Source organism: Serratia sp. 4542 (genome assembly GCF_016805595.1).
Lineage (GTDB): Bacteria > Pseudomonadota > Gammaproteobacteria > Enterobacterales > Enterobacteriaceae > Serratia > Serratia nevei.
The window spans coordinates 146,069-169,190 of record NZ_RXKV01000005.1; the positions used below are offsets into that span (position 1 = coordinate 146,069).

General features: G+C 61.7%; 23 protein-coding genes. 17 read left to right on the forward strand and 6 right to left on the reverse strand.

All coding sequences use genetic code 11. The features are described 5' to 3' along the window. Positions 1–4: 4 nt before the first annotated feature. The 6 genes from ppiA (at position 5) to EKL15_RS06665 (ending at position 6,816) form a co-directional block, all read left to right on the forward strand. A complete protein-coding gene (gene ppiA, locus EKL15_RS06640; RefSeq protein ID WP_038878108.1) occupies positions 5–574 on the forward strand; it encodes a peptidylprolyl isomerase A in 570 nt (189 codons plus the stop codon). Between the two features lie 156 nt (positions 575–730). Beyond that, entirely contained in the window at positions 731–2,416 is a 1,686-nt protein-coding gene (locus EKL15_RS06645) for a sensor histidine kinase (protein WP_033636285.1), read from the forward strand. Next, a complete protein-coding gene (gene btsR, locus EKL15_RS06650; protein WP_100396747.1) occupies positions 2,416–3,141 on the forward strand; it encodes a two-component system response regulator BtsR in 726 nt (241 codons plus the stop codon). Before EKL15_RS06645 ends, btsR begins: the two co-directional genes overlap by 1 nt. A 151-nt stretch (positions 3,142–3,292) precedes the next feature. Next, entirely contained in the window at positions 3,293–4,819 is a 1,527-nt protein-coding gene (locus tag EKL15_RS06655) for a helicase HerA-like domain-containing protein (RefSeq protein WP_033649312.1), read from the forward strand. A 72-nt stretch (positions 4,820–4,891) separates the two neighbouring features. Next, positions 4,892–5,467 (forward strand): aminodeoxychorismate synthase component II, encoded by a 576-nt coding sequence (locus tag EKL15_RS06660; protein ID WP_049198366.1) that lies wholly within the window; start codon positions 4,892–4,894, stop codon positions 5,465–5,467. A gap of 131 nt (positions 5,468–5,598) precedes the next feature. Beyond that, entirely contained in the window at positions 5,599–6,816 is a 1,218-nt protein-coding gene (locus tag EKL15_RS06665; RefSeq protein ID WP_033649310.1) for an aspartate aminotransferase family protein, read from the forward strand. A 40-nt stretch (positions 6,817–6,856) separates the two neighbouring features. Here the strand turns inward: EKL15_RS06665 and EKL15_RS06670 are convergent, their stop codons facing one another. Both EKL15_RS06670 and crp read right to left on the reverse strand, forming a co-directional pair. Next, positions 6,857–8,932, reverse strand: coding sequence for a YccS/YhfK family putative transporter (locus EKL15_RS06670; RefSeq protein WP_203089146.1), 2,076 nt, complete (start codon positions 8,930–8,932; stop codon positions 6,857–6,859). 50 nt (positions 8,933–8,982) lie between these two features. Further along, complete coding sequence (gene crp, locus EKL15_RS06675) at positions 8,983–9,615, reverse strand: cAMP-activated global transcriptional regulator CRP (protein WP_004090925.1); 633 nt, start codon at positions 9,613–9,615, stop codon at positions 8,983–8,985. A 382-nt stretch (positions 9,616–9,997) separates the two neighbouring features. Here crp and EKL15_RS06680 point away from each other — a divergent pair, with 382 nt between their 5' ends. Beyond that, the gene (locus tag EKL15_RS06680; protein ID WP_004930372.1) at positions 9,998–10,405 is read left to right on the forward strand and encodes an OsmC family protein; all 408 of its coding nucleotides are present in this window, start codon (positions 9,998–10,000) and stop codon (positions 10,403–10,405) included. A 38-nt stretch (positions 10,406–10,443) separates the two neighbouring features. Here EKL15_RS06680 and EKL15_RS06685 read toward each other — a convergent pair whose 3' ends face one another. From EKL15_RS06685 to EKL15_RS06695, 3 genes are all read right to left on the reverse strand, one after another. After that, complete coding sequence (locus tag EKL15_RS06685; RefSeq protein WP_004930374.1) at positions 10,444–11,313, reverse strand: phosphoribulokinase; 870 nt, start codon at positions 11,311–11,313, stop codon at positions 10,444–10,446. A gap of 151 nt (positions 11,314–11,464) precedes the next feature. Beyond that, positions 11,465–11,698, reverse strand: a complete 234-nt coding sequence (locus EKL15_RS06690) for a YheU family protein (protein ID WP_004930376.1) — start codon at positions 11,696–11,698, stop codon at positions 11,465–11,467. Further along, complete coding sequence (locus EKL15_RS06695) at positions 11,695–12,675, reverse strand: hydrolase (RefSeq protein ID WP_047729705.1); 981 nt, start codon at positions 12,673–12,675, stop codon at positions 11,695–11,697. Before EKL15_RS06695 ends, EKL15_RS06690 begins: the two co-directional genes overlap by 4 nt. Positions 12,676–12,794: 119 nt before the next feature. On the opposite strand from EKL15_RS06695, the gene EKL15_RS06700 reads away from it, so the two are divergent. The 6 genes from EKL15_RS06700 (at position 12,795) to tauD (ending at position 17,755) form a co-directional block, all read left to right on the forward strand. Continuing rightward, positions 12,795–13,397, forward strand: a complete 603-nt coding sequence (locus EKL15_RS06700; protein ID WP_100396743.1) for a LysE family translocator — start codon at positions 12,795–12,797, stop codon at positions 13,395–13,397. 10 nt (positions 13,398–13,407) lie between these two features. Then, positions 13,408–14,190 (forward strand): PhzF family phenazine biosynthesis protein, encoded by a 783-nt coding sequence (locus EKL15_RS06705; RefSeq protein WP_100396742.1) that lies wholly within the window; start codon positions 13,408–13,410, stop codon positions 14,188–14,190. A 114-nt stretch (positions 14,191–14,304) separates the two neighbouring features. Continuing rightward, positions 14,305–15,300 carry a taurine ABC transporter substrate-binding protein gene (tauA, locus tag EKL15_RS06710; protein ID WP_060424564.1) on the forward strand — a complete coding sequence of 332 codons (996 nt, stop codon included), beginning with the start codon at positions 14,305–14,307 and terminating at the stop codon, positions 15,298–15,300. Between the two features lie 9 nt (positions 15,301–15,309). Next, positions 15,310–16,077, forward strand: coding sequence for a taurine ABC transporter ATP-binding subunit (gene tauB, locus EKL15_RS06715; protein ID WP_038878069.1), 768 nt, complete (start codon positions 15,310–15,312; stop codon positions 16,075–16,077). Beyond that, complete coding sequence (gene tauC, locus EKL15_RS06720; protein ID WP_100396741.1) at positions 16,074–16,910, forward strand: taurine ABC transporter permease TauC; 837 nt, start codon at positions 16,074–16,076, stop codon at positions 16,908–16,910. Before tauB ends, tauC begins: the two co-directional genes overlap by 4 nt. Continuing rightward, entirely contained in the window at positions 16,907–17,755 is an 849-nt protein-coding gene (gene tauD / locus EKL15_RS06725) for a taurine dioxygenase (protein ID WP_203089153.1), read from the forward strand. The genes tauC and tauD overlap by 4 nt, the downstream gene beginning before the upstream one ends. 3 nt (positions 17,756–17,758) lie before the next feature. Here tauD and EKL15_RS06730 read toward each other — a convergent pair whose 3' ends face one another. After that, entirely contained in the window at positions 17,759–19,672 is a 1,914-nt protein-coding gene (locus EKL15_RS06730) for an ABC transporter ATP-binding protein (protein ID WP_100396740.1), read from the reverse strand. 129 nt (positions 19,673–19,801) lie between these two features. Between EKL15_RS06730 and kefG the strand changes: the two genes are divergently transcribed. The 4 genes from kefG to slyD all read left to right on the forward strand — a co-directional run bounded on the left by kefG (position 19,802) and on the right by slyD (position 23,082). After that, complete coding sequence (kefG, locus tag EKL15_RS06735) at positions 19,802–20,353, forward strand: glutathione-regulated potassium-efflux system ancillary protein KefG (protein ID WP_033645385.1); 552 nt, start codon at positions 19,802–19,804, stop codon at positions 20,351–20,353. A 2-nt stretch (positions 20,354–20,355) separates the two neighbouring features. After that, positions 20,356–22,164: a glutathione-regulated potassium-efflux system protein KefB gene (gene kefB / locus EKL15_RS06740; RefSeq protein WP_100396739.1), complete on the forward strand. Its 1,809-nt coding sequence runs from the start codon at positions 20,356–20,358 to the stop codon at positions 22,162–22,164. A 14-nt stretch (positions 22,165–22,178) separates the two neighbouring features. Beyond that, complete coding sequence (locus EKL15_RS06745; RefSeq protein ID WP_015379274.1) at positions 22,179–22,382, forward strand: YheV family putative zinc ribbon protein; 204 nt, start codon at positions 22,179–22,181, stop codon at positions 22,380–22,382. Positions 22,383–22,494: 112 nt separating this feature from the next. Next, entirely contained in the window at positions 22,495–23,082 is a 588-nt protein-coding gene (gene slyD / locus EKL15_RS06750) for a peptidylprolyl isomerase (protein ID WP_038878063.1), read from the forward strand. The last annotated feature ends 40 nt before the right edge of the window (positions 23,083–23,122 follow it).

Sequence of the window (23,122 nt, forward strand, 5' to 3'; positions counted from 1 at the left end):
GTTAATGTTCAAACGTACTTTAGTGACCTTCGTCGCGCTGTGTTCCCTGACCGCAGTGGCGCCAGCCGCACTCGCCGCCGGTGAGACCCACGTCATGCTGACGACCTCGGCGGGGAATATCGAGTTGGCGCTCGACAGCCAGAAGGCACCGGTTTCCAGCCAGAACTTCGTCGACTACGTGAACAGCGGGTACTACAACAACACCATCTTCCACCGCGTGATCCCGGGTTTTATGATCCAGGGCGGCGGTTTCACCGCTGACATGCAGCAAAAATCCACCAAGGCGCCGATCAAGAACGAAGCCGACAACGGCTTGCGCAACCTGCGCGGCACCATCTCGATGGCGCGCACCGCCGACAAGGACAGCGCCACCAGCCAGTTCTTCCTGAACGTGGCGGATAACGCCTTCCTGGATCACGGCCAGCGTGACTTCGGCTACGCGGTGTTCGGCAAAGTGGTGAAAGGCATGGACGTGGTGGACAAAATTGCCCAGGTGCCGACCGGCAACGTCGGCCCTTACCAGAATGTGCCGACCAAACCGGTGGTGATTCTGTCGGCCAAGGTACTGCCGTAAGTTTTTTGGCCGATCCCGCCGGGATCGGCCGCTCCTTCCTCCCGAAGCCTTGCCTTCATCACTGTTTTCTCCTGCGCCCCATGCTCTAATCGGCAGACAATAATCAGACCGGAAATCCGGCGTTCGCCCTTTGTTGTCTCTGGATGAGTTGCTGCCATGTATGAATTTAACCAGGTGCTGTTGCTGCTGCAGCAGATGTGCGTCTATCTCGTTATCGCCTATCTGCTGAGCAAAACCCCGCTGTTCATCCCGCTGATGCAGGTGACCATCCGCCTGCCGCACAAGCTGCTGTGCTACGTGATCTTCTCGGTGTTCTGCATCATGGGCACCTATTTCGGGCTGCACATTCAGGATTCGATCGCCAACACTCGTGCGATAGGCGCGGTCCTGGGCGGGCTGCTGGGCGGGCCGTCGGTGGGCTTTCTGGTCGGGCTGACCGGCGGCCTGCACCGGTATACGCTCGGCGGCATGACCGACGTGGCCTGCGCGATCTCCACGGTGTCGGAAGGCCTGGTCGGCGGCATCGTGCACAGCATCGCCATGCGCCGAGGGCGTATCGAGCTGCTGTTCAATCCGCTGTTCGTCGGCGGCGTGGCGCTGGTGGCGGAAGTGCTGCAGATGGCGATCATCCTGGCGGTGGCGCGCCCCTACGACGAAGCGTTGCAGCTGGTGGAGCACATCGCGCTGCCGATGATGATCGCCAATACCGTCGGCGCGGCGATGTTCATGCAAATCCTGCTGGATAGGCGCGCGATGTTCGAAAAATACACCAGCGCCTTCTCTTCCAAGGCGCTGAAGATCGCCGAGCGCACCGAGGGTATCCTGCGGCAGGGCTTCGATCAGGAGAACAGCATGAAGGTCGCCCGGGTGATCTATCAGGAGCTGGGCATCGGCGCGGTGGCGATCACCGATCGCGACAAGCTGCTGGCGTTTATCGGCATCGGCGACGATCACCACCTGCCGGGCACGCCGATCGCTTCGGTGCATTCGCATCGCGCCATCGACAACAACGAGGTGGTGTACGCCGACGGCAATCAGCTCTCTTACTGTTGCTCGATCAATCCGGCCTGCAAGCTGGGATCGACGCTGGTGATCCCGCTGCGCGGCGAAAACCAGCGGGTGATCGGCACCATCAAACTGTACGAACCGAAAAGCCAGCTGTTCAGCACCATCAACCGTACGCTGGGCGAAGGCATCGCCAGCCTGTTGTCGGCGCAGATCATGGCCGGACAGTACGAGCGCCACAAGCAGCTGCTGGCGCAGTCGGAGATCAAGCTGCTGCATGCGCAGGTCAATCCGCATTTCCTGTTCAATGCCTTGAATACCCTGGTGGCGGTGATCCGCCGCGATGGCGAGCGCGCCTGCGATCTGGTGCAGTCCCTCTCGACCTTCTTTCGTAAAAACCTCAAACGCTCGGATGACGAAGTCAGCCTGGCGGATGAGATTGAACACGTGAACGCCTACCTGCAGATCGAGAAAGCGCGCTTCGCCGATCGGCTGGAGATCGCGGTATCGCTGCCGGAGGCGCTGTTGGCGGTGCGGCTGCCGGCGTTCTCGCTGCAGCCAATCGTCGAAAACGCCATCAAGCATGGCACCTCGCATCTGTTGGGCGTGGGTCGCATCGAAATCGGCGCCTGCTGCGAAGGCGAGCATCTGCTGCTGCAGGTGACGGACAACGCCGGGCTGTTCCAGCCGAAACCGAACTGCAGCGGGCTGGGGATGAATCTGGTGGATAAACGCATTCGCGTGCGCTACGGCGAAGGCTATGGCGTGCAGGTGGATTGCCGGCCGGACGCCTACACCCGCATTACGCTCAATGTCCCCATGGAGAGGGCCGCCTGATGTTAAACGCACTGATTGTTGACGATGAACCTTCCGCGCGCGACAACCTGCGCCATCTGCTGGAGGCCGAGGCGGAGATCGCGATTATCGGCGAATGCGCCAACGCCATCGAAGCCATCAGCCAGATCCACCGGCTGCAGCCGGACGTGGTGTTTCTCGATATCCAGATGCCGCGCATCAGCGGGCTGGAAATGGTCGGCATGCTGGATCCCAACCGCATGCCGCACATCGTGTTTCTGACCGCCTACGACGAATACGCGGTGCAGGCGTTCGAGGAGCATGCCTTCGACTATCTGCTGAAGCCGGCGGAGCCGAAGCGGCTGAGCAAGACGCTGCAACGCCTGCGGCAGCGCAGGGCACCGCAGGACGTGGCGGCGTTGGAAGAGAGCGCCGGTTACCTGAAATACATTCCCTGCACCGGCCACAGCCGCATCTACCTGCTGCGGTTCGATGAAGTGCTGGCGATCCGTTCCAAACTGAGCGGGGTCTTCGTGGTGCGCAGCGACGGCATGGAGTGTTTCACCGAGCTGACGCTGCGCACGCTGGAAAGCCGTACGCCGCTGGTGCGCTGCCATCGGCAGTATCTGGTCAACCTGGAGCAGGTGCGCGAGATCCGCTTCGAAGAGGGTGGCGCAGCGGAGATGATCATGTCGGCCGGCGATCCTGTACCGGTCAGCCGACGCTATTTGAAGGCGCTGAAAGAGCAACTGGGGCTGCGGGGGTGATGCAGGTCTTAGGGGGATTCTGAAAAGACAGGCATCATGGGCGTCCCGACGGTACCCATTTTGTTTGTCCTTGACGGGGTTACGCGGCGCTTATAGCTTTATTGCATCCACAGGCGCGTTTCGCGCCGCGTCAGCGTCAAAGGAACAGAAAATGAGTGAACCACGGATTATCGCCAAGGCGATGAAAGACGGAAAACCGGAGCAGGATCTGGTGATTTTGCCGGCGTTGGCCAACCGCCACGGGCTGATCACCGGGGCAACCGGCACCGGCAAGACGGTGACGCTGCAGAAAATGGCCGAACAGTTCTCGCGCATCGGCGTACCGGTGTTCTTGTCCGACGTGAAGGGCGATCTGTCAGGCATCGGCGCCGAGGGCGTGCCTTCCGAGAAACTGCAGGCGCGCCTGGCGGCGATCGGCGTCACCGACTGGCAGCCGCAGGCCTGCACCATTATCCCGTGGGATATTTACGGCGAAAAGGGCCACCCGATCCGCGCCACGATTTCCGATCTCGGGCCGCTGTTGCTGGGGCGCCTGTTGGATCTGAACGAGGTGCAAAGCGGCGTGCTGCAGCTGGTGTTCAAGATCGCCGATGACAACGCGCTGCTGTTGCTGGACATGAAGGACCTGCGCGCCATGGTGCAGTTCGTCGGCGACAACGCCAAACAATTCCAGACCCAGTACGGCAATATCTCTGCCGCGTCGATCGGCGCCATCCAGCGCGGATTGCTGACGCTGGAAGAGCAGGGCGCCAATCAGTTCTTCGGCGAGCCGATGCTGGACATCAACGATCTGATGAAAACCGACGCCAACGGTCACGGCGTGATCAACCTGCTGGCGGCGGACAAGCTGATCAATCAGCCGAAGCTGTATTCGGTATTCCTGCTGTGGCTGCTGGCCGAGCTGTTTGAGCACCTGCCGGAAGTGGGCGACCCTGAACAGCCGAAGCTGGTGTTCTTCTTCGATGAGGCGCACCTGCTGTTCAACGATGCGCCGGCGGCGCTGTTGACCAAGATCGAACAGGTGGTGCGTCTGATCCGCTCCAAAGGCGTCGGCATTTACTTCGTCACCCAGAACCCGCTGGACATTCCGGACAGCGTGCTGGGCCAGCTGGGCAACCGCGTACAGCATGCGCTGCGCGCCTTTACCCCGCGCGATCAGAAGGCGGTGAAGACGGCGGCGCAAACCCTGCGCGCCAATCCGGCCTTCGATGCCGAAACGGCGATCACCGAGCTGGGCGTGGGCGAAGCGCTGGTATCATTCCTCGACGAGAAGGGCCGGCCGAACGTGGTGGAGCGGGCGATGGTGATCGCGCCGGAATCCAAAATGGGCATGCTCGGTGCAGAAGGGCTGAACAGCGCGATCAACAAGTCGCCGCTGTATGGCCGCTATGAGGATATGATCGACCGCGAATCCGCCTACGAGAAGCTGTCGTCGGGTGGCTTCGCCACCGTCGGCACTCCGCAGCAGGGGCAGCAACCGCAGGCGCAACAGCAACAACAGCAGGCGGGCGGCGGCCTGATGGACGGCCTGAACGAGCTGCTGTTCGGTTCCACAGGCCCGCGCGGCGGCAAGCGCGACGGCATCGTCCAGACCGCCGCCAAGAGCATGGCGCGCGATCTCGGCCGCCAGATCCTGCGCGGCGTGCTGGGGTCGATCACCGGCGGCCGTAAAAAGTAAGCGGAAATTATCGTCGGCAGCGGCGGGTTAAATCAGTACACTGTGGCGGCATTTTTCTCTGCCGGACCTAACATGCTGCTGCTGATCGATAACTACGACTCCTTCACCTATAACCTTTACCAGTACTTCTGCGAATTGGGCGCCGAGGTGCTGGTGAAGCGCAACGATGAGCTGCAGCTGGCCGATATCGAGCGGCTGGCGCCGCAGCATCTGGTGATTTCCCCTGGCCCCTGTACCCCGAACGAAGCGGGTATCTCGCTGGCCGCCATTCGTCATTTTGCCGGCAAGCTGCCGATCCTCGGCGTGTGCCTGGGGCACCAGGCGCTGGGGCAGGCGTTCGGCGCCGAGGTGGTGCGCGCCCGCGCGGTGATGCACGGCAAAACCTCGGCGATTCGTCACCTGGGCGTCGGCGTGTTTCGTGGCCTGAGCGATCCGCTGACCGTGACCCGCTATCACTCGCTGGTGCTGAAAGCCGATACGCTGCCGGACTGCTTTGAAGTGACCGCCTGGAGCGAGCGCGACGGCGTGCGCGACGAGATCATGGGCATCCGCCACCGCACTTTGGCGCTGGAAGGCGTGCAGTTCCATCCGGAAAGCGTGCTCAGCGAGCAGGGCCACCAGCTGCTGGATAATTTCCTCAAGCGTTAATTACGGTGCGTTTTTTTCGCCCGTCAGGCGTTTTGCGTTTGCGCTTGATTGGTTTTTTATGCATATTTCGTGATTATGTTTTCAATATGACATTACGATAGCGCTGAAAAACTTTCAGGGTGGAGCCGAAAATGACTGAAAAATCCGCAGTGAGCCGCAGTACCTTTGACCAGGTGATCCTGCCTGTTTATGCGCCTGCCCAGTTTGTGCCGGTGCGCGGCCAAGGCAGCCGGGTCTGGGATCAGCAGGGAAAAGAGTACATCGATTTTTCCGGTGGCATCGCGGTGACGGCGCTGGGGCACTGCCATCCGGCGCTGGTCGAGGCGCTTAAACGCCAGGGCGAAACCCTGTGGCATACCAGCAACGTCTTCACCAATGAGCCCGCGCTGCGCCTGGCAAGCAAACTGATCGACGCCACCTTCGCCGATCGGGTGTTCTTCGCCAACTCCGGCGCTGAGGCCAACGAGGCGGCGTTCAAACTGGCGCGCCATTACGCCATCACCCGCCACAGCCCGTACAAAACTAAAATCATCGCTTTCTATAACGCGTTTCACGGCCGCACGCTATTCACCGTGTCGGTGGGCGGGCAGGCTAAATACTCCGACGGGTTCGGGCCGAAGCCGGCCGACATCGTGCACGTGCCGTTCAACGATTTGGCGGCGGTGAAAGCGGTGATGGACGACCACACCTGCGCGGTGGTGATGGAGCCGATTCAGGGCGAGGGCGGTATTACGCCGGTCGACGCCGGCTTTCTCAAAGGCGTGCGCGAGCTGTGCGACCAACATCAGGCGCTGCTGGTGTTCGACGAAGTGCAAAGCGGCATGGGGCGCAGCGGCAAACTGTTCGCCTATATGCATTATGGCGTGACGCCGGACATTCTCACCACCGCCAAGGCGCTGGGCGGCGGTTTCCCGGTCAGCGCCATGCTGACCACCGAAGACATTGCGTCGGTGATGCAGGTGGGCACCCACGGCACCACCTACGGCGGCAACCCGCTGGCCTGCGCGGTGGCGGAGGCGGCGCTGGACGTGATCAATACGCCGGAGGTGCTGAGCGGCATTGAGCAGCGTCATGCGCTGTATGTGCAGGCTTTGCAGCATATCGGCGATAAATACGGTATTTTCACCGCGATTCGCGGCATGGGGCTGCTGATTGGCGCCGAGCTGACGCCGCATTATCACGGCAGGGCGCGCGACTTCCTCACCGCCGCCGCCGCGCGTGGGTTGATGATCCTCAATGCCGGGCCGAACGTGATCCGCTTCGCGCCGTCGCTGGTGGTGGAGCTGCAGGATATCGAGGCCGGCATGGCGCTGTTCGAGCTGGCGGTGCAGGATGTGATCAACGCCTGAAGCCCGCGCGGCATATAACAGGGCGCGGCATGCCGCGCCCTTATTGATCGCGCAGTTTGCGCTTGAGCCAGATGCCGTGGTGCGGGCGCTGGCGCCAGGCCAGCGACGAAATGGTGTGCATCACGCTCAGGTGCGACAAAATGCGCCGCAGATGGCGCTCCATCTCGGTAACGGGCATGTCCGGATGCAGATCCGGCGGCTGCATGATGCCGCTGCTCGGGCCGTCGTATTCCAACCGCTGCTGGCAGCTTTGCAGCGCGATTTCACAGGTCTGCAGATACTCTTCCGCCAGTTTCGGCGTCAGCATGTAGTGCTCGCGTGCCAGAATGGTCATGGCGTTCAGGTGTTCGACGATGAACTGGCTGTGAGTGACCCACAGCCGCATGTCCGCCAGATAGTTTGACGCGAACCCCGGCTCTTGCATCGCCTGATTGAGCGAGGTGAACAGCGCGTTGTGTGCCTGGTTGACCTGCATGCGGGTATAGGCCAACGCGGTGGCGTCCGGTTCCGGTTGCTTCAGCATCAGCATCAGCCGCAGCGCGGCTTGATCGTTCTCCAGCGCCTGATGGGCATTCTTGCGCAGCAGCCCGCTTTGCCACTGCGGCCACAGCCAAATGGTGCCGCCGAACGCCAGCACGCAGCCGATCAGCGTATCGATCAGGCGCGGTACCAGAAAATGCGAGCCGTTCAGCGCCAGCAGCTGCAGGGTGTAAACCGCCGTGACCGTAAAGCCAATCACCGACAGCCCGTAGTTCTTGCGCGAAACCAGGTAGGCCAGCAGCGTGATCACCAGCATGATGCTCAGCGTTTCTCCTTCCGGCAACTGCAGCTGCAGCAGCCCGGCTGCCAGCAATAGCCCGGCAATCGTGCCCAGCGCACGGTGCTGAATACGCACCCGGGTGGCGTTATACCCGTTTTGGCTCACCAGCATGATGGTGAGCAGGATCCAGTAAGGCTTCGGCAGGTTGAATACCGCACCCAGGCTGCTGCCGACCGCCAGCGTTACGCCCAGCCGCGCGGCGTTGCGCAGGGCGGTGGATTTGAACGACAGATAGCTGACCAGCGCCGGCCAAAACGGCAGGCGGTGCTGGCCGGGCATCAGGTCGCGGCGGTACAGCGGATGCTGGGTGCGCAGCAGGCGGGCGATGCGGCTGAAGTGGTAATAACAAAACTGGCCGACCGGATTATCGGGATGCTGCGCCGCCATTTTTTCCAGCGCCGCCAGCTCGTGGGTCATGGAGAAGCGCTTCGAATGTTGATGATAGAGAATATCGTGCGCCACCACGCGCAGCCGGCCGGCGATCACCTGAGCATTGCGGCGAATGATCGCTTCGGCCTGGCTCTGCTCCACCAGTTTTTGCACCTCTTCCGGCAGATGCAGGCTGACGGTGATGTGCTCCTGCAGGTCCATCGCCACCTGAAAGGCGCGCTGCAGGCGCTTTTGCTCGAGATTGTTGGCGTGCGGCAGGAAATTAAGCTGTTGGTACAACAGGCTGATCAGGTCCATCACCTTTTGCTGGCGCACCAGCAGCGGCGGCAGCGCGGTCTGCGGATCGGTGTGCTGGGTCAGCAGCGAGTATTTGGCTTCGAAATAGTCCGCCAGTTCCAGGTAGAGCTGGCTCAGCGTCTCGCGCATCGGCTGCTCTTTCCACAGCTTGAACCAGAACCAGGTGAATAAGCCATACCAGGCGGTGCCGATCGCGTACAGCAGCGGCGCCTGCCAGATAGGCACCGTGCCGGCCGTGCTGAGGGCGAAGATGGCGGCCACCAGCGCCGCCGGCAACAGCCGGGCGTGCAGCGGGCTGATTTCGCCGGTGACGCCGAGCAGCAGCGCCAGGCCCAGCATCAGCGCCGGCAGCGGCACGTGCCACAGCAGGGCCTGTTGCAGCAGCACGCTGCTGAAGGCGAACAGCGAACCGCCGACGATCAGTCGTTTAAAGAAGCGCTTATGCGGCGTATCCAGCCCGGCGATATTGCAGCAGGCGGGCACGAGGGAGAACATCAGGCCGAGCTGCAGCTGGCCTATCAGCAGGCCGAACAGCACCGGCAGGCACAACACCAGCGTTTGTCGCAGTGCGTAGTTGATTTCCGGGTGGTAGATCAGGCGGCGCCACATGGCAGAGAGCAGACAAAAAAACGGCGCAGACTGCGCCGTTTTTTCAGGGATTAACGGGTGCCGTAGACGACAATGGTTTTGCCGTGGGCGGAAATCAGGTTTTGATCTTCCAGCATTTTCAGAATACGGCCAACGGTTTCACGCGAGCAGCCGACGATCTGGCCGATCTCCTGACGGGTGATCTTGATCTGCATGCCGTCCGGGTGAGTCATGGCGTCGGGTTGCTTCGCCAGATTCAGCAGGGTTTGCGCGATGCGGCCGGTAACGTCCAGGAAGGCGAGGTTGCCCACTTTTTCGGAGGTGACCTGCAGGCGGCTCGCCATTTGGGCGGACAGACGCATCAGGATGTCCGGGTTCACCTGGATCAGCTGGCGGAATTTCTTGTAGGAAATTTCGGCCACTTCACAGGCGGTTTTCGCGCGAACCCAGGCGCTGCGCTCCTGGCCTTCTTCGAACAATCCGAGCTCACCGATGAAATCCCCCTGGTTGAGGTAGGACAGGATCATCTCTTTACCTTCTTCATCCTTGATCAGCACCGCGACGGAGCCTTTCACGATGTAGTAAAGCGTTTCGGCCTTTTCACCTTGGTGAATCAGCGTACTCTTCGATGGATATTTGTGGATATGGCAATGAGACAGGAACCATTCGAGAGTAGGGTCTGTTTGCGGTTTGCCGAGAACCATTCGCTGTTATCCTCTGTTGTTATCGCTGCCTTGTGTCACAGGGGTCAGAGTTCCCTGTAAAACCCGCCTGTAGCCGCAGTCATGAGCGAGGGCTACCGGCAAGTTTTGAGGCGTGTCATAAAAATACGCTGTCGCTCTAGCATATTAACTTGCCGTAAGCGCTGCAAGCTACATTCTGTTAACATACCGGTAAAGGAGCCTTTCTCTGGGCGTTTCCCTGAAATTCAGTGTCCCGGAAAGATTTATTGCGGCTCTGTTTGTAACACAGAGTAAGGCGGGTGTCTCGTGTTGTCTCGCTTCAGCATGATTAGCATCAGGTTACGTTGCCTGTTTCTATGCGAAAGCGTACTCTGATTTTAAGAAATCAACCGGAGTGACCAGAATGCAGGCAAGAGTTAAATGGGTGGAAGGGTTAACGTTTTTGGGGGAATCGGCCTCCGGCCACCAGGTGCTGATGGACGGCAACGCCGGTGATAAAGCGCCCAGCCCGATGGAGATGGTGCTGATGTCGGTGGGCGGCTGCAGCGCGATCGACGTGGTGTCCATCCTGCAAAAAGGGCGCAACGACGTGCGCGACTGCGAGGTGAAGCTGACCTCCGAGCGCCGCGAAGAAGCCCCGCGGTTGTTCACCCATATCAACCTGCACTTCATCGTTACCGGCCAGGACCTGACCGACAAGATCGTCGAGCGTGCGGTGAACCTGTCGGCGGAGAAGTACTGCTCGGTGGCGCTGATGCTCAACAAGGCTGCCACGGTGACCCACAGCTTCGAGATCCGCCAACCGGCGTAATCGAAACGGAGCGCGGCCCGGCGCCGCGCTCAACGCATTTATTCGATCTTCTTGCCTTCCAGCAACCGCTGCACCAGCGGCGCCATGATCAGCTCCATCGCCAGCCCCATCTTGCCGCCCGGCACCACTAACGTATTGATGTGTGAGATAAACGAGCCCTGCAGCATCGCCAGCAAATAGGGGAAATCTATCTGATCCAGCCCGCGGAAGTGGATCACCACGAAGCTTTCGTCCAGTGAGGGAATCGCCTTGGCGGCGAACGGGTTGGAGGTGTCCACCGTCGGCACGCGCTGGAAGTTGATGTGGGTGCGCGAGAACTGCGGCGTGATGTAGTTGATGTAATCTTCCATCGAACGCACCACCGAATCCATCACCGCTTCGCGAGAGTGGCCGCGCTCGCCGGTATCGCGGATCAGTTTCTGAATCCACTCCAGGTTGACGATCGGCACCACGCCGACCAGCAGATCGACGTGCTTGGCCACGTCATGGTGCTCGGTGACCACGCCGCCGTGCAGCCCCTCGTAGAACAGCACGTCAGTCGGCGCCGGCAGCGGTTCCCACGGGGTGAAGGTACCCGGCACCTGATTGTAGGGCACCGCTTCGTCGTAGGTGTGCAGATACTTGCGTGAGCGCCCGGTGCCGTTCTTGCCGTAGTCGATAAAGCTCTGCTGCAGCAGGCCGAAGTCGTTGGCCTCGGGGCCGAAATAGCTGATGTGTCTGCCCAGATCGCGCGCCTTGCGGATCGCCGCATCCATTTCCGGCCGGGTGTAGCGATGGAAGCTGTCGCCCTCCAGCTCGGCGGCGCGGATGTTGAGCTGTTGGAAGATCTTACGGAACGCCACGCTGGTGGTGGTGGTGCCGGCGCCGCTGGAACCGGTCACCGCGATAACGGGATGTTTGGCAGACATGATGGTTGTCACTCCGTGTTGAATGCGCCGGCGTCAGGGGATTATTGTGGCTCTTGTTGACGCTCTCTATCTCAGGAAAAAATGGCGCGCGCTGGTTTGCAATGCCCCATTGTTACCTGATTTTTTCCGTCAGTCATAGAACCGAGCGCCACTAAATTTCTTCCTGCCCGGCGCGGAACTGGCCGCGCGGCATGATGTTGACGCTCTCGTGCAGTTCCGACCACACCAGCACCACTTCGCCGTTTTTCAGCTGGCGACGCACGTCTTCCACCTTCTGTTCCAGCGAGCGTTCGTGTTCGCCGTAATCGGTGCCTTCGCGCAGTACAAAGGATTCGATCAGGCTGTTCAGGGTGTCGGTTGCCAGTTCTTGCCAGGGAATGATCACGTCGGGATGTCCAGATAAGGGGAAAGCCAGGCCGGAATGCGATGTTCCAGCCACATATGCGGTTTTTTCAGCGTGCCGCCGACGAAGCCGACGTGGCCGCCGTACTCGGTCAGCTGATATTCGATATTGCGCGGCAGACCGGCGACGTCGGGGATCACCTCATGGGTCATGAAGGGATCGTCCTTCGCATGGATGATCAGCAGCGGCGTCTGAATAGCCGGCAACAGCGGCAGGGCGCTGCAGCGGCGATAGTAGTCGATAGCGTCGCTAAAGCCGTGAATGCGCGAGGTAATGGCGTCGTCGAATTCGCGGATGCGCCGCAACCCGTTCAGCTGTGACAGCTTGAGCGGCAGAGTGTCCGGGTAGTGCAACAGCTTGCGGGTGGCGTTTTGTTTCAGCTGCCCCAGCAGGTAGCGCTGATAAACGCGGGAGAAGCCTTGCTCCATGCGGTAGGCACAGGGCTCCAGCATCAGCGGCGCCGAGACCACCACCGCCGCCTGCAGCAGGCTGTCGGCGCCTTGCTGCGCCAGATAGCAGGCCAGCATGTTGCCGCCGAGCGAAACGCCTACCGCCGCGGTTGGCACCTCGCCGTAGCGGTCGCGCAGCCAGCGCAGGAAGAAGCGTGCATCTTCGGTTTCACCGGAGTGGTAGATGCGCTGCTTGCGGTTGGGCACGCCGCTGCAGCCGCGAAAGTGCATCACCACGCCGAGCCAGCCACGCTCACGCCAGGCGTTGAGCAGGCCATGTGCGTAGGGGCTGTAGAAGCTGCCTTCCAGGCCGTGGAACAGCACCGCGCGTGGTTTGTCGCGCGCCTGCGCCGGATCTTCGCTCCAGGCGAGATCGACGAAATCGCCGTCGGGCAATTCCAGCCGTTGCCAATGCGGTTTCAATAACACGCGGCGGCGCACCAACCGCGGCAACAGCGTTTGCAGGTGCGGGTTACTGGCCCCGGTCAGAGGGCGAAAGGTGTTAGGCATAGGCTGAGTAAAAATGTTGTGGGCGGCTATTGTGAGATCCCTAGCGCACTGTTAGCTTCAATACCAAGAACTAACAATGATACTGCAAAAAAGCGCCTTGGGTGAGGAGCACCCGTGCCATGGAACCGAGTTTATTCCTTTCGATGCTGGGCTTCCTGTGGGTCGCCGCCATCACGCCTGGCCCCAATAACCTGCTGTTGACCACCTCTGGCGCTAACTTCGGCTTTATGCGATCGCTGTGGCTGATGGTCGGTATCATGCTCGGCATGCAAAGCATTTTGCTGCTGGTGGCCTTCGGCGTCGGCAGCCTGATCCTGGTCTACCCGTCGCTGCACCTGATCCTGAAAATCCTCGGCAGTTTGTACCTGCTGTGGCTGGCGTGGAAAGTCGCCACCGCCGCCTATGAAAAGCTGGAAACCGACGTGGTGCCGCCGCAGCCGGTGCGGCTGTATCAGGGCTGGCTGCTGCAGTTCCTCAACCCGAAAGCCTGGCTGATGGCGCTGGGGGCGGTGGCCAGCTTCAGCCTGGCGGGCGATAAGTACAACGGATCCATTGCGGCGATCGCGCTGGGCATTTTGGTGGTCAACATTGTCGCCGGCATTATCTGGCTGGCGTTCGGCACCGTGATCGGCCGCCTGCTGCGCAGCAAAAAGGCCTGGGTTATCTTCAACGGTTCCATGGGGTTGTTGACCGCAGCCTGTGTGTTACTGATCTGGCATTAAGGAGCGAACGATGGCGGAAAATTATTATCACGTGGTTGCCTTTACCGGCAAAGGGCTGCGCGGCAACCCGGCCGGGGTTTGCCTGCTGACGCAGCCGCTGCCGGCGGAGCGGCTGCAGGCGATCGCCAACGAGATCGGCCTGCCGGAAACCAGCTTTGTCTGGGATGACGGCGACATGACCGCTATCCGCTGGTTTACCCCGGAACGCGAGGTCGATCTTTGCGGCCACGGCACCCTGGCGGCGGCGCATGTGATGTTCAGCGCGATCAATCCGGCGCTGCAGGATATCCGCTTCCGCTCGGCCGGCGGCGAGCTGTTCGTCAAGCGCGATGCGCAGGACGGGGAACGGCTGGTGCTCGACTTCCCCGCGCGGCCGCCGCAGAAGGTGGCTGAACCGGCGGGCCTCGCGGCGCTGCTGGGCGTGCAGCCGCTGGAGGTGTGGCAGGCGAAAGCGCTGATGGTGGTGCTGGAAAATGAGGCGCAGGTACGCGCGCTGCGGCCGGACATCCCGGCGCTGATCGCGCTGGCCGGGCGTGCGGTAATCGTTACCGCGCCGGGTGACACCGTGGACTTCGTGTCGCGCTATTTCACGCTCGACGGCGGTGAAGATCCGGTTACCGGCTCCGCGCACTGCACGCTGATGCCTTACTGGACGGCGCGTCTCGGCCGCCATCGGCTGCATGCGCAGCAGATCTCGGCACGCGGCGGCGAACTGTTCTGCGAACTGCAAGGGGATCGTACGCTGCTCGGCGGCTATGCTCATGTGTTCCTGCGCGGAAGTATCGCGCTGTAACCCGCGTTTATATTACTCACGGTAATAAAGAAGACTTTTTTATTCTTTTATAGCCCGTCATTGCTCAGATAAAACTGTCAGCAACTGAACAGATTTTTATCAACGGAGCGGAACATGGCGGGCAAACTCTTTTCCTTACGCAACGCGGCGCTGTTGGCGCTGTCGCTCAGCGCAACCAGCGCCTACGCGGTGGATGTGACCGTGGCGTACCAGACGTCGGCGGAACCGGCCAAGGTGGCGCAGGCGGAAAACAGCTTCGCCAAACGGTCCGGCGCGACCGTCGACTGGCGTAAGTTCGACAGCGGCTCCAGCGTGCTGCGTGCGCTGGCCTCCGGCGACGTGCAGATCGGCAATATCGGCTCCAGCCCGCTGGCGGTGGCCGCCAGCCAGAAACTCCCCATCGAAGTGTTCCTCATCGCCTCGCAGCTCGGCAGTTCCGAAGCGCTGGTGGTGAAAAATGACATCAAAAGCCCGCAGGATCTGATCGGCAAGCGCATTGCGGTGCCGTTTATCTCCACCACCCATTACAGCCTGCTGGCCTCGCTCAAGCATTGGGGCATCAAGCCTGAGCAGGTGAAGATCCTCAATCTGCAGCCGCCGGCCATCGCCGCCGCCTGGCAGCGCGGCGACATCGACGGCGCCTACGTCTGGGCGCCGGTGGTCAACGAACTGGCCAAACAGGGCAAGGTGTTGACCGACTCCGCGCAGGTGGGCGAATGGGGCTCGCCGACGCTGGACGTGTGGGTGGTGCGCAAAGATTTTGCCGAGAAACATCCCGACGTGGTGACCGCCTTTGCCGCCAGCGCCCTGCAGGCGCAAAAAGCCTACCTGGCGGCGCCGGAACAGTGGCTGAAAGATCCGAACCACCTCAGCACGCTGGCGCGCCTGAGCGGCGTGCCGGAAGCGCAGGTGCCGGAGCTGGTGAAGGGAAACCGTTATCTGCCGGTGGCGGATCAGGTTGCCCAGCTCGGCCAGCCGGTGGACAAGGCGATCCGCGATACCGCCGAATTCCTCAAGCAGCAGGGCAAGATCCCGCAGGTCGACAGCGACTACAGCGCTTACGTGACCGACCGCTTTGTGAAACAGGTGCAGGCTGCGCCGCAGTCGTAAGGAAGCAGGATGCTAAACGTCAATCATCTTTCAGCAGAGTATCAGGGGCGGCCCGCGCTGCGTGACGTGTCGTTCCAGATCGCCGCCGGGCAACTGGTGGTGGTGCTCGGCCCGTCGGGCTGCGGCAAGACCACGCTGCTGAATTTGATCGCCGGGTTTATCGAGCCTTCAGCTGGCAGCATCACGCTGGATGGAACGCCCGTTCACGGCCCGAGCGCCGAACGGGGCGTGGTGTTCCAGCATGAGGGCTTACTGCCGTGGCGCAATGTGGTGGACAACGTCGAGTTCGGCCTGCAGCTGGCCGGCGTCGGCAAGGCGCAGCGCCGCCAAGTGGCGGAGCAGATGCTGCAGCGCGTGGGGCTGGCGGGCTATGAACAGCACTTTATCTGGCAGCTTTCCGGCGGCATGCGCCAACGCGTCGGCATCGCCCGCGCTCTGGCCGCCGATCCGCGGCTGTTGCTGTTGGACGAGCCGTTCGGCGCCCTGGACGCGTTCACCCGCGAGCAGATGCAGGAGCTGTTGCTGACCATTTGGCGTGATACCGGCAAGCAGGTGCTGCTGATCACCCACGATATCGAAGAGGCGGTGTTCCTCGCCAGCGAACTGCTGCTGCTGTCGCCGGGGCCAGGGCAGGTGGTGGAGCGGCTGTCGCTGAACTTCGGCCAACGCTATGCCGACGGCGAAGCCTGCCGCGCCATCAAGTCAGATCCTGAATTTATCGCGCAGCGCGAATACGTGCTGGGCAAAGTTTTCCAACAGCGTGAGGCCTTGCTATGAGCCTGCATTCCACTCTGAAGGCCGCGGCGCAGCCGCAGGGCAAAGCGGCACGCCGTTTCAGCGTGCCGCGCAACGTTTGGCTGAGCGGCGCCACGCTGTTGACGGTGTTGATCGTCTGGTGGGGCGTAACGGCGCTGCAGCTGATCAGCCCGCTGTTTTTGCCGGCGCCGCAGCAGGTGCTGCACCAGTTGATCATCATCGCCAGCCCGCAAGGCTTTATGGACGCCACGCTGTGGCAACATCTGGCGGCCAGCCTGGGGCGTATTCTGGTAGCGCTGTTGGCGGCGGTGATCGTCGGCATTCCGGTGGGCATCGCCATGGGGCTGAACGACACGGTACGCGGCATCCTCGATCCGCTGATTGAAATCTACCGCCCGGTGCCGCCGCTGGCCTATCTGCCGCTGATGGTGATTTGGTTCGGCATCGGCGAAACCTCAAAGATCTTGCTGATTTATCTGGCGATCTTCGCGCCGGTGACGCTGTCTGCCGTGGCCGGCGTGCGCAGCGTGGCGCAGGTGAGGGTGCGTGCCGCCCGCGCGTTGGGCGCCACGCGTTGGCAGGTGCTGCGTTTCGTGGTGCTGCCGAGCGCGCTGCCGGAGATCCTGACCGGCATTCGCATCGGGCTGGGCGTCGGCTGGTCGACGCTGGTGGCCGCCGAACTGATCGCCGCCACGCGCGGCCTGGGATTTATGGTGCAATCCGCCGGTGAGTTTCTGGCGACCGACGTGGTGTTAGCCGGCATCGGCGTGATTGCGGTGATTGCATTTGGGCTGGAGCTGGGGCTGCGTGCCCTGCAGCGCCGATTGACCCCGTGGCATGGAGTACAGCAATGAACGAACGTCTGAATATCACCCCGCTGGGGCCTTACATCGGGGCGCTGGTGGAAAACGTCGAATTGGCCCGGCCGCTGGGCGACGGCCAGTTTGAACAGCTTTATCATGCCTTGCTGAAGCATCAGGTGCTGTTCTTCCGCAATCAGCCGATCACGCCGCTGCAGCAGCGCGATCTGTCCGGCCGCTTCGGCGATCTGCATATCCATCCGGTCTATCCGCACGCCACCGACGTGGAAGAGATCATCGTGCTCGATACCCACGACGACAACCCGCCGGACAACGATAACTGGCACACCGACGTGACCTTTATCGAGAACCCGCCGCTGGGGGCGATCCTGGCGGCCAAGACCTTGCCTTCCACCGGCGGCGATACGCTGTGGGCCAGCGGCATCGCGGCCTACGAGGCGCTGTCGGCGCCGTTCAGAACGCTGCTCGCAGGGCTGCGTGCGGAGCATGACTTCACCAAGTCGTTCCCGGAACACAAACATCGCGGCAGTGAAGAGGAGCATCAGCGCTGGCAGCTGGCGGTGCAGAAAAACCCGCCGCTGCTGCATCCGGTGGTGCGCACCCACCCGGTCAGCGGCCGGCAGGCGCTGTTCGTCAATGAAGGGTTTACCACGCGGATCGTCGATCTGGCGCCGAAAGAGAGCGACGCTTTGCTGAACTTCCTGTTTGCTCACATCACCAAACCGGAGTTTCAGGTGCGCTGGCGCTGGCAGGAAAATGACGTGGCGATCTGGGATAACCGTGTGACGCAGCACTACGCCAACGCGGATTATCTGCCGCAGCGGCGCATTATGCACCGCGCGACCATTCTGGGGGATAGGCCTTTTTACAAGGCCTGAGGCTTAGGCTTCGAACGCCTGCGTTAACTGTTCCAGCTGTTCCTGTGCATCCAGCCAGGTCATTTCCGTCTCTTCCAGCGCGGATTTGGCCTGGCTTTGCTTTTGCAGGCAGTCGGTCAACTCGGCCTTGCGGCTGATGTCGTACAGTGCGGAATCCGCCAGCTGTTCCTCCACCGCCGCCAGTTCGGCGCCCAGTTTTTCCATCTGCTGTTCCAGCTTGGCGATCTGCTTGCGCAGCGGCTGGGTCTGCGTACGGAACTCCGCCTCGCGGCGTTTTTGATCCTTGCGCGCCTGCGCGCTGTTGCCGCCGCTCTCTTTTTCCGGTGCGTCCTGCTGGCTTTCCTGGCGCTGCAGGTCGACAAGCCACTGCTGGTAGTCGTCGAGATCGCCCTCGAAAGGCTCGACCTGGCCGTCGTGCACCAGGTACAGATCGTCGGTGGTGGAACGCAGCAGGTGACGGTCGTGCGAGACCACCACCAACGCGCCTTCGAAATCGATCAGCGCTTCGGTCAGCGCCTGACGCATGTCGAGATCCAGGTGGTTGGTCGGTTCATCGAGCAGCAGCAGGTTAGGGCGCTGCCAGACGATCAGCGCCAGCACCAGCCGCGCCTTCTCGCCGCCGGAGAAACGTTCGGTCACTTCGCTGACCTTGTCGCCCTGGAAACCGAAACCGCCCAGATAGTCGCGCAGCTGCTGCTCCAGCACCCGTGGCGCGATGCGGCTCAGGTGCTGCAGCGGCGATTCGTCGGCGCGCAAGAATTCCAGCTGGTGCTGGGCGAAGTAACCCAGCTTGATGCCTTTCGCCAGGCCGATCTCGCCGCTCAGCGGTTCCAGAGTGCCGGCCAGCAGTTTGATCAGCGTCGATTTACCGGCGCCGTTGCGGCCGAGCAGGCCAATGCGCGAGCCGGGCACCAGGTTCAGCTTGATTGACTTCAGGATCACTTTGTCGCCATACCCGGCGCTGACTTTGTCCATGCGCAGCAGCGGATTCGGCAGGCTTTCCGGCGGACGGAAGCTGAAGGTGAACGGGTTGTCGACGTGCGCCGGGGCGATCAGCTCCATGCGCTCCAGCATCTTGATGCGGCTCTGCGCCTGCTTGGCCTTGGTGGCCTGCGCGCGGAAACGGTCGATATAGCTTTGCAGGTGCGCCACTTTTTCTTGCTGGTGCTGATACAGCGACTGCTGCTGCGCCAGTTTGGTGGCGCGTTGGCGTTCGAACGACGAATAGTTGCCGGTGTATTCATTCATCGTCTGCTGTTCGATATGCAGGATCTTGTCGACGATCGGATCGAGGAAGTCGCGGTCGTGCGAGATCAGCACCAGCGTGCCGGGATAGCTTTTCAGCCAGCGCTCCAGCCAGATCACCGCGTCGAGATCCAGGTGGTTGGTCGGTTCGTCGAGCAGCAGCAGGTCGGAACGGCACACCAGCGCCTGCGCCAGGTTGAGGCGCATGCGCCAGCCGCCGGAGAAGTCGCGCACCGGGCTTTGCAGCTGTTCGTTGGAGAAGCCGAGGCCGTGCAGCAGGCTGGCGGCGCGGGAGCGGATGGTCCAGGCGTCGATAGCGTCCAGCTTGCCGTGCAGGGTGGCGATGGCGTGGCCGTCGTTGCGATCGTTGGCCGCCTGCAATTCGGCTTCGAGTTGGCGAAACTCGCGGTCGCCGTCGATAACATACTCGATTGCCGGCACGTCCAGCGCCGGCGTCTCCTGGTTGACCCAGGCCAGCGCCCAGTTGCCGGGGAAGGTGAAGCTGCCGCCGTCCGCCGCGATCTCGCCCTTCAGCAGCGACAGCAGCGTGGATTTGCCGCAGCCGTTTTTGCCCACCAGGCCGACCTTCTGACCTGGATTAACCGTCGCCGTGGCGTTGTTCAGCAGGACGCGGATGCCGCGTCGGATTTGTAGCGAGGAGAATACAATCATAAAGCGCCGTATGTTCAGAGTATGTTAAATTATCATTAAGGTAACAGAACGCGCACCGCGCGCTGTTTTTGTCTTTGCGATGCATGGTAACGGAAAACCGCTACCCTGACGACGCTTTGGAGGGGAATGATGTCGCAGCCGCCCAAGGTCTTGCTGCTGTATGCCCATCCGGAATCCCATGACTCGGTGGCGAACCGGGTTTTGCTTCGACCGGCGCAGCAGTTGGAACATGTCACCGTGCACGATCTCTACGCGCACTACCCTGATTTTTTTATCGATATCCATCACGAACAACAGCTGCTGCGTGAGCATCAGGTCATCGTGTTTCAGCATCCCCTGTATACCTACAGCTGCCCGGCGCTGCTGAAGGAGTGGCTGGATCGCGTGCTGTCGCGTGGCTTTGCCAGCGGCGTGGGCGGCAATGCGCTGGCGGGCAAATACTGGCGTTCGGTGATCACCACCGGCGAACCGGAAGGCGCCTACCGCACCGGCGGTTATAACCACTACCCGATGGAAGATATTCTGCGGCCGTTCGAGCTGACCGCCGGGATGTGCCATATGCATTGGCTGACGCCGTTCGTGGTGTATTGGGCGCGGCGGCAAAAGCCGGAGGTGCTGCGCAGCCATGCGGACGCCTACGGCGAGTGGCTGAGCCACCCGCTGCCGCGCGGAGGGCGGTGAGCATGGAAGGATCGACCTTACTGACCGCCATTTTACTGTTCCTGTTCGCCGCGGTGGTGACGGTGCCGATCGCCCGTCGCCTGGGGATCGGCGCGGTGCTGGGCTATCTGATCGCCGGCATCGCCATCGGCCCCTGGGGATTGGGCTTCATTCGCGACGTCGACGAGATCCTGCACTTCTCCGAGCTGGGCGTGGTGTTCCTGATGTTCATCATCGGCCTGGAGCTGAACCCCAGCAAGCTGTGGGAGCTGCGGCGTTCGATCTTCGGCGCCGGCGCCGGCCAGGTGTTGATCACCGCGGCGGTGCTGGGCGCGTTGCTGTACCTGACGCACTTCGCCTGGCAGGCGGCGGTGATCGGCGGCGTCGGCCTGGCGATGTCTTCCACCGCCATGGCGCTGCAGCTGATGCGCGAGAAGGGCATGAACCGCAACGAAGGGGGGCAGCTCGGCTTCTCGGTGCTGCTGTTCCAGGATATGGCGGTGATCCCGGCGCTGGCGCTGATCCCGATTCTGGCCGGCGCCGGCGGCACCAGCGACGACTGGGCGAAGATCGCGCTTAAGGTGGCGGCGTTCGGCGGCATGCTGATCGGCGGCCGTTTCCTGCTGCGGCCGCTGTTCCGCTATATCGCCGCTTCCGGCGTGCGCGAGATCTTCACCGCCGCGGCGCTGTTGCTGGTGCTCGGCTCGGCGCTGTTTATGGAAGCGCTCGGCCTGTCGATGGCGCTCGGCACCTTCATTGCCGGGGTGCTGCTGGCGGAGAGCGAATACCGCCACGAACTGGAAATTTCCATCGAGCCGTTTAAAGGGCTGCTGCTGGGGTTGTTCTTTATCTCGGTGGGCATGGTGTTGAATATCGGCGTGCTCTACACCCATCTGGCCGAGGTGTTGATCGGCGTGCTGGTGCTGGTGACGGTCAAATCCGGCGTGCTCTACGGCGTGTCGCGCCTGTTCGGCCTGCGCAGTTCGGTGCGCCTGCAGTTCGCCGGGGTGCTCAGCCAGGGCGGTGAGTTCGCCTTCGTGCTGTTTTCGGCGGCGGGCGCCCAAAAGGTGCTGCGGCCGGATCAACTCTCTTTGCTGCTGGTGGTGGTGACGCTGTCGATGATGACCACGCCGCTGCTGATGCAGGCCATAGACCGCATTTTGGCGCGCCGCTATAACGCCAAAGACGAAGACGAGGAGACGCCGTACGTGGAAGATGACGATCCGCAGGTGATCATCGTCGGCTTCGGGCGTTTCGGCCAGGTGATCGGCCGCCTGTTGATGGCCAACAAAATGCGCATTACCGTTCTGGAGCGCGACGTCAGCGCCGTTGGCGTACTGCGGCGCTACGGCTACAAGGTTTATTACGGCGATGCCACCGAGCTGGAGCTGCTGCGCGCGGCGGGCGCCGAGAAGGCCAAGTCGATCGTGATCACCTGCAATGAGCCGGAAGACACCATGGAGATCGTGCGGTTGTGCCAGCAACACTTCCCGAACCTGAGCATTCTGGCGCGGGCGCGCGGCCGCGTGGAGGCGCATGAGTTGCTGCAGGCGGGGGTGAAACAGTTCAGCCGCGAAACCTTCTCCAGCGCGCTGGAACTGGGGCGCAAGGCGCTGATGGAGTTGGGGATGCACCCGCATCAGGCCTTCCGCGCCCAGCAGCATTTCCGCCGCCTGGATATGCGCATGCTGCGTGAACTGATGCCGCCGCATCAGGGCGACGTGGCGCAAATTTCCCGCGTGAAAGAGGCGCGGCGCGAGCTGGAAGAGCTGTTCCATCGCGAAATGCAAAAAGAAAGCCGCCAGTTCGACGGCTGGGACGAATACGAATAAGCGGGAGCATAACGATGTCTGCAACACGTAAAAGATTTATCGCCGGGGCAGTGTGCCCGAGCTGTAGCGCCATGGATACGCTGGCGGTATGGCGGGAGGATCAGGTGGAGGTGGTGGAGTGCGTCAAGTGCGGCCACCATCAGCGCCAGACCGAACAACAGGTGGAAAAACACGTTCGCCCGCAAGAGCAGGTGATCGGCATTTTCCAGCCGAAGTAGCGTTTTTTTATCCCGGAGGGTACAGCGAGGCAGATTTCCGTTACAATCTGTCCGGAAAAGGCGCGCATCCCGATAACGGTGTGCGTCCTAGTAGCCAACGGTAGGAGATATCATGAAAGTAGCAAAAGACTTGGTGGTCAGCCTGGCTTACCAAGTACGTACAGAAGACGGTGTTTTGGTTGATGAGTCTCCGGTGAGCGCACCGCTGGACTATCTGCACGGGCATGGTTCTCTGATCGCAGGTCTGGAAAAAGCACTCGAAGGCCACGACGTTGGCGATCGTTTTGACGTTCACGTCGGCGCGAACGACGCGTACGGCAACTACGACGAAAACCTGGTGCAACGCGTACCGAAAGACGTCTTCATGGGCGTTGACGAACTGCAGGTCGGCATGCGTTTCCTGGCTGACACCGATCAGGGCCCGGTACCGGTTGAAATCACCGAAGTTGACGGCGACCACGTGGTGGTTGACGGCAACCACATGCTGGCCGGCCAAAACCTGAACTTCAACGTGGAAGTTGTCGCGATCCGCGAAGCGACCGAAGAAGAACTGGCGCACGGCCACGTACACGGCGAGCACGACCATCACCACGAGCACGGTGAAGGCTGCTGCGGCGGTCACGGCCACAGCCACGATCACGACCATGGTCACGACCACGGTAAAGGTGGTTGCGGTAACGGCGGCTGCGGCTGCCACTAAGCAGAGCGCAGTGACGAGACAAGAGGGCGGCCATCGGCTG

Excerpts from the sequence above, each read along its gene's own strand:
- ppiA (WP_038878108.1), top strand. The coding sequence starts at position 5 with ATGTTCAAACGTACTTTAGTGACCTTCGTCGCGCTGTGTTCCCTGACC.
- EKL15_RS06645 (WP_033636285.1), top strand. The coding sequence starts at position 731 with ATGTATGAATTTAACCAGGTGCTGTTGCTGCTGCAGCAGATGTGCGTC.
- btsR (WP_100396747.1), top strand. The coding sequence starts at position 2,416 with ATGTTAAACGCACTGATTGTTGACGATGAACCTTCCGCGCGCGACAAC.
- EKL15_RS06655 (WP_033649312.1), top strand. The coding sequence starts at position 3,293 with ATGAGTGAACCACGGATTATCGCCAAGGCGATGAAAGACGGAAAACCG.
- EKL15_RS06660 (WP_049198366.1), top strand. The coding sequence starts at position 4,892 with ATGCTGCTGCTGATCGATAACTACGACTCCTTCACCTATAACCTTTAC.
- EKL15_RS06665 (WP_033649310.1), top strand. The coding sequence starts at position 5,599 with ATGACTGAAAAATCCGCAGTGAGCCGCAGTACCTTTGACCAGGTGATC.
- EKL15_RS06670 (WP_203089146.1), bottom strand. The coding sequence starts at position 8,932 with ATGTGGCGCCGCCTGATCTACCACCCGGAAATCAACTACGCACTGCGA.
- crp (WP_004090925.1), bottom strand. The coding sequence starts at position 9,615 with ATGGTTCTCGGCAAACCGCAAACAGACCCTACTCTCGAATGGTTCCTG.
- EKL15_RS06680 (WP_004930372.1), top strand. The coding sequence starts at position 9,998 with ATGCAGGCAAGAGTTAAATGGGTGGAAGGGTTAACGTTTTTGGGGGAA.
- EKL15_RS06685 (WP_004930374.1), bottom strand. The coding sequence starts at position 11,313 with ATGTCTGCCAAACATCCCGTTATCGCGGTGACCGGTTCCAGCGGCGCC.
- EKL15_RS06695 (WP_047729705.1), bottom strand. The coding sequence starts at position 12,675 with ATGCCTAACACCTTTCGCCCTCTGACCGGGGCCAGTAACCCGCACCTG.
- EKL15_RS06700 (WP_100396743.1), top strand. The coding sequence starts at position 12,795 with ATGGAACCGAGTTTATTCCTTTCGATGCTGGGCTTCCTGTGGGTCGCC.
- EKL15_RS06705 (WP_100396742.1), top strand. The coding sequence starts at position 13,408 with ATGGCGGAAAATTATTATCACGTGGTTGCCTTTACCGGCAAAGGGCTG.
- tauA (WP_060424564.1), top strand. The coding sequence starts at position 14,305 with ATGGCGGGCAAACTCTTTTCCTTACGCAACGCGGCGCTGTTGGCGCTG.
- tauB (WP_038878069.1), top strand. The coding sequence starts at position 15,310 with ATGCTAAACGTCAATCATCTTTCAGCAGAGTATCAGGGGCGGCCCGCG.
- tauC (WP_100396741.1), top strand. The coding sequence starts at position 16,074 with ATGAGCCTGCATTCCACTCTGAAGGCCGCGGCGCAGCCGCAGGGCAAA.
- tauD (WP_203089153.1), top strand. The coding sequence starts at position 16,907 with ATGAACGAACGTCTGAATATCACCCCGCTGGGGCCTTACATCGGGGCG.
- EKL15_RS06730 (WP_100396740.1), bottom strand. The coding sequence starts at position 19,672 with ATGATTGTATTCTCCTCGCTACAAATCCGACGCGGCATCCGCGTCCTG.
- kefG (WP_033645385.1), top strand. The coding sequence starts at position 19,802 with ATGTCGCAGCCGCCCAAGGTCTTGCTGCTGTATGCCCATCCGGAATCC.
- kefB (WP_100396739.1), top strand. The coding sequence starts at position 20,356 with ATGGAAGGATCGACCTTACTGACCGCCATTTTACTGTTCCTGTTCGCC.
- EKL15_RS06745 (WP_015379274.1), top strand. The coding sequence starts at position 22,179 with ATGTCTGCAACACGTAAAAGATTTATCGCCGGGGCAGTGTGCCCGAGC.
- slyD (WP_038878063.1), top strand. The coding sequence starts at position 22,495 with ATGAAAGTAGCAAAAGACTTGGTGGTCAGCCTGGCTTACCAAGTACGT.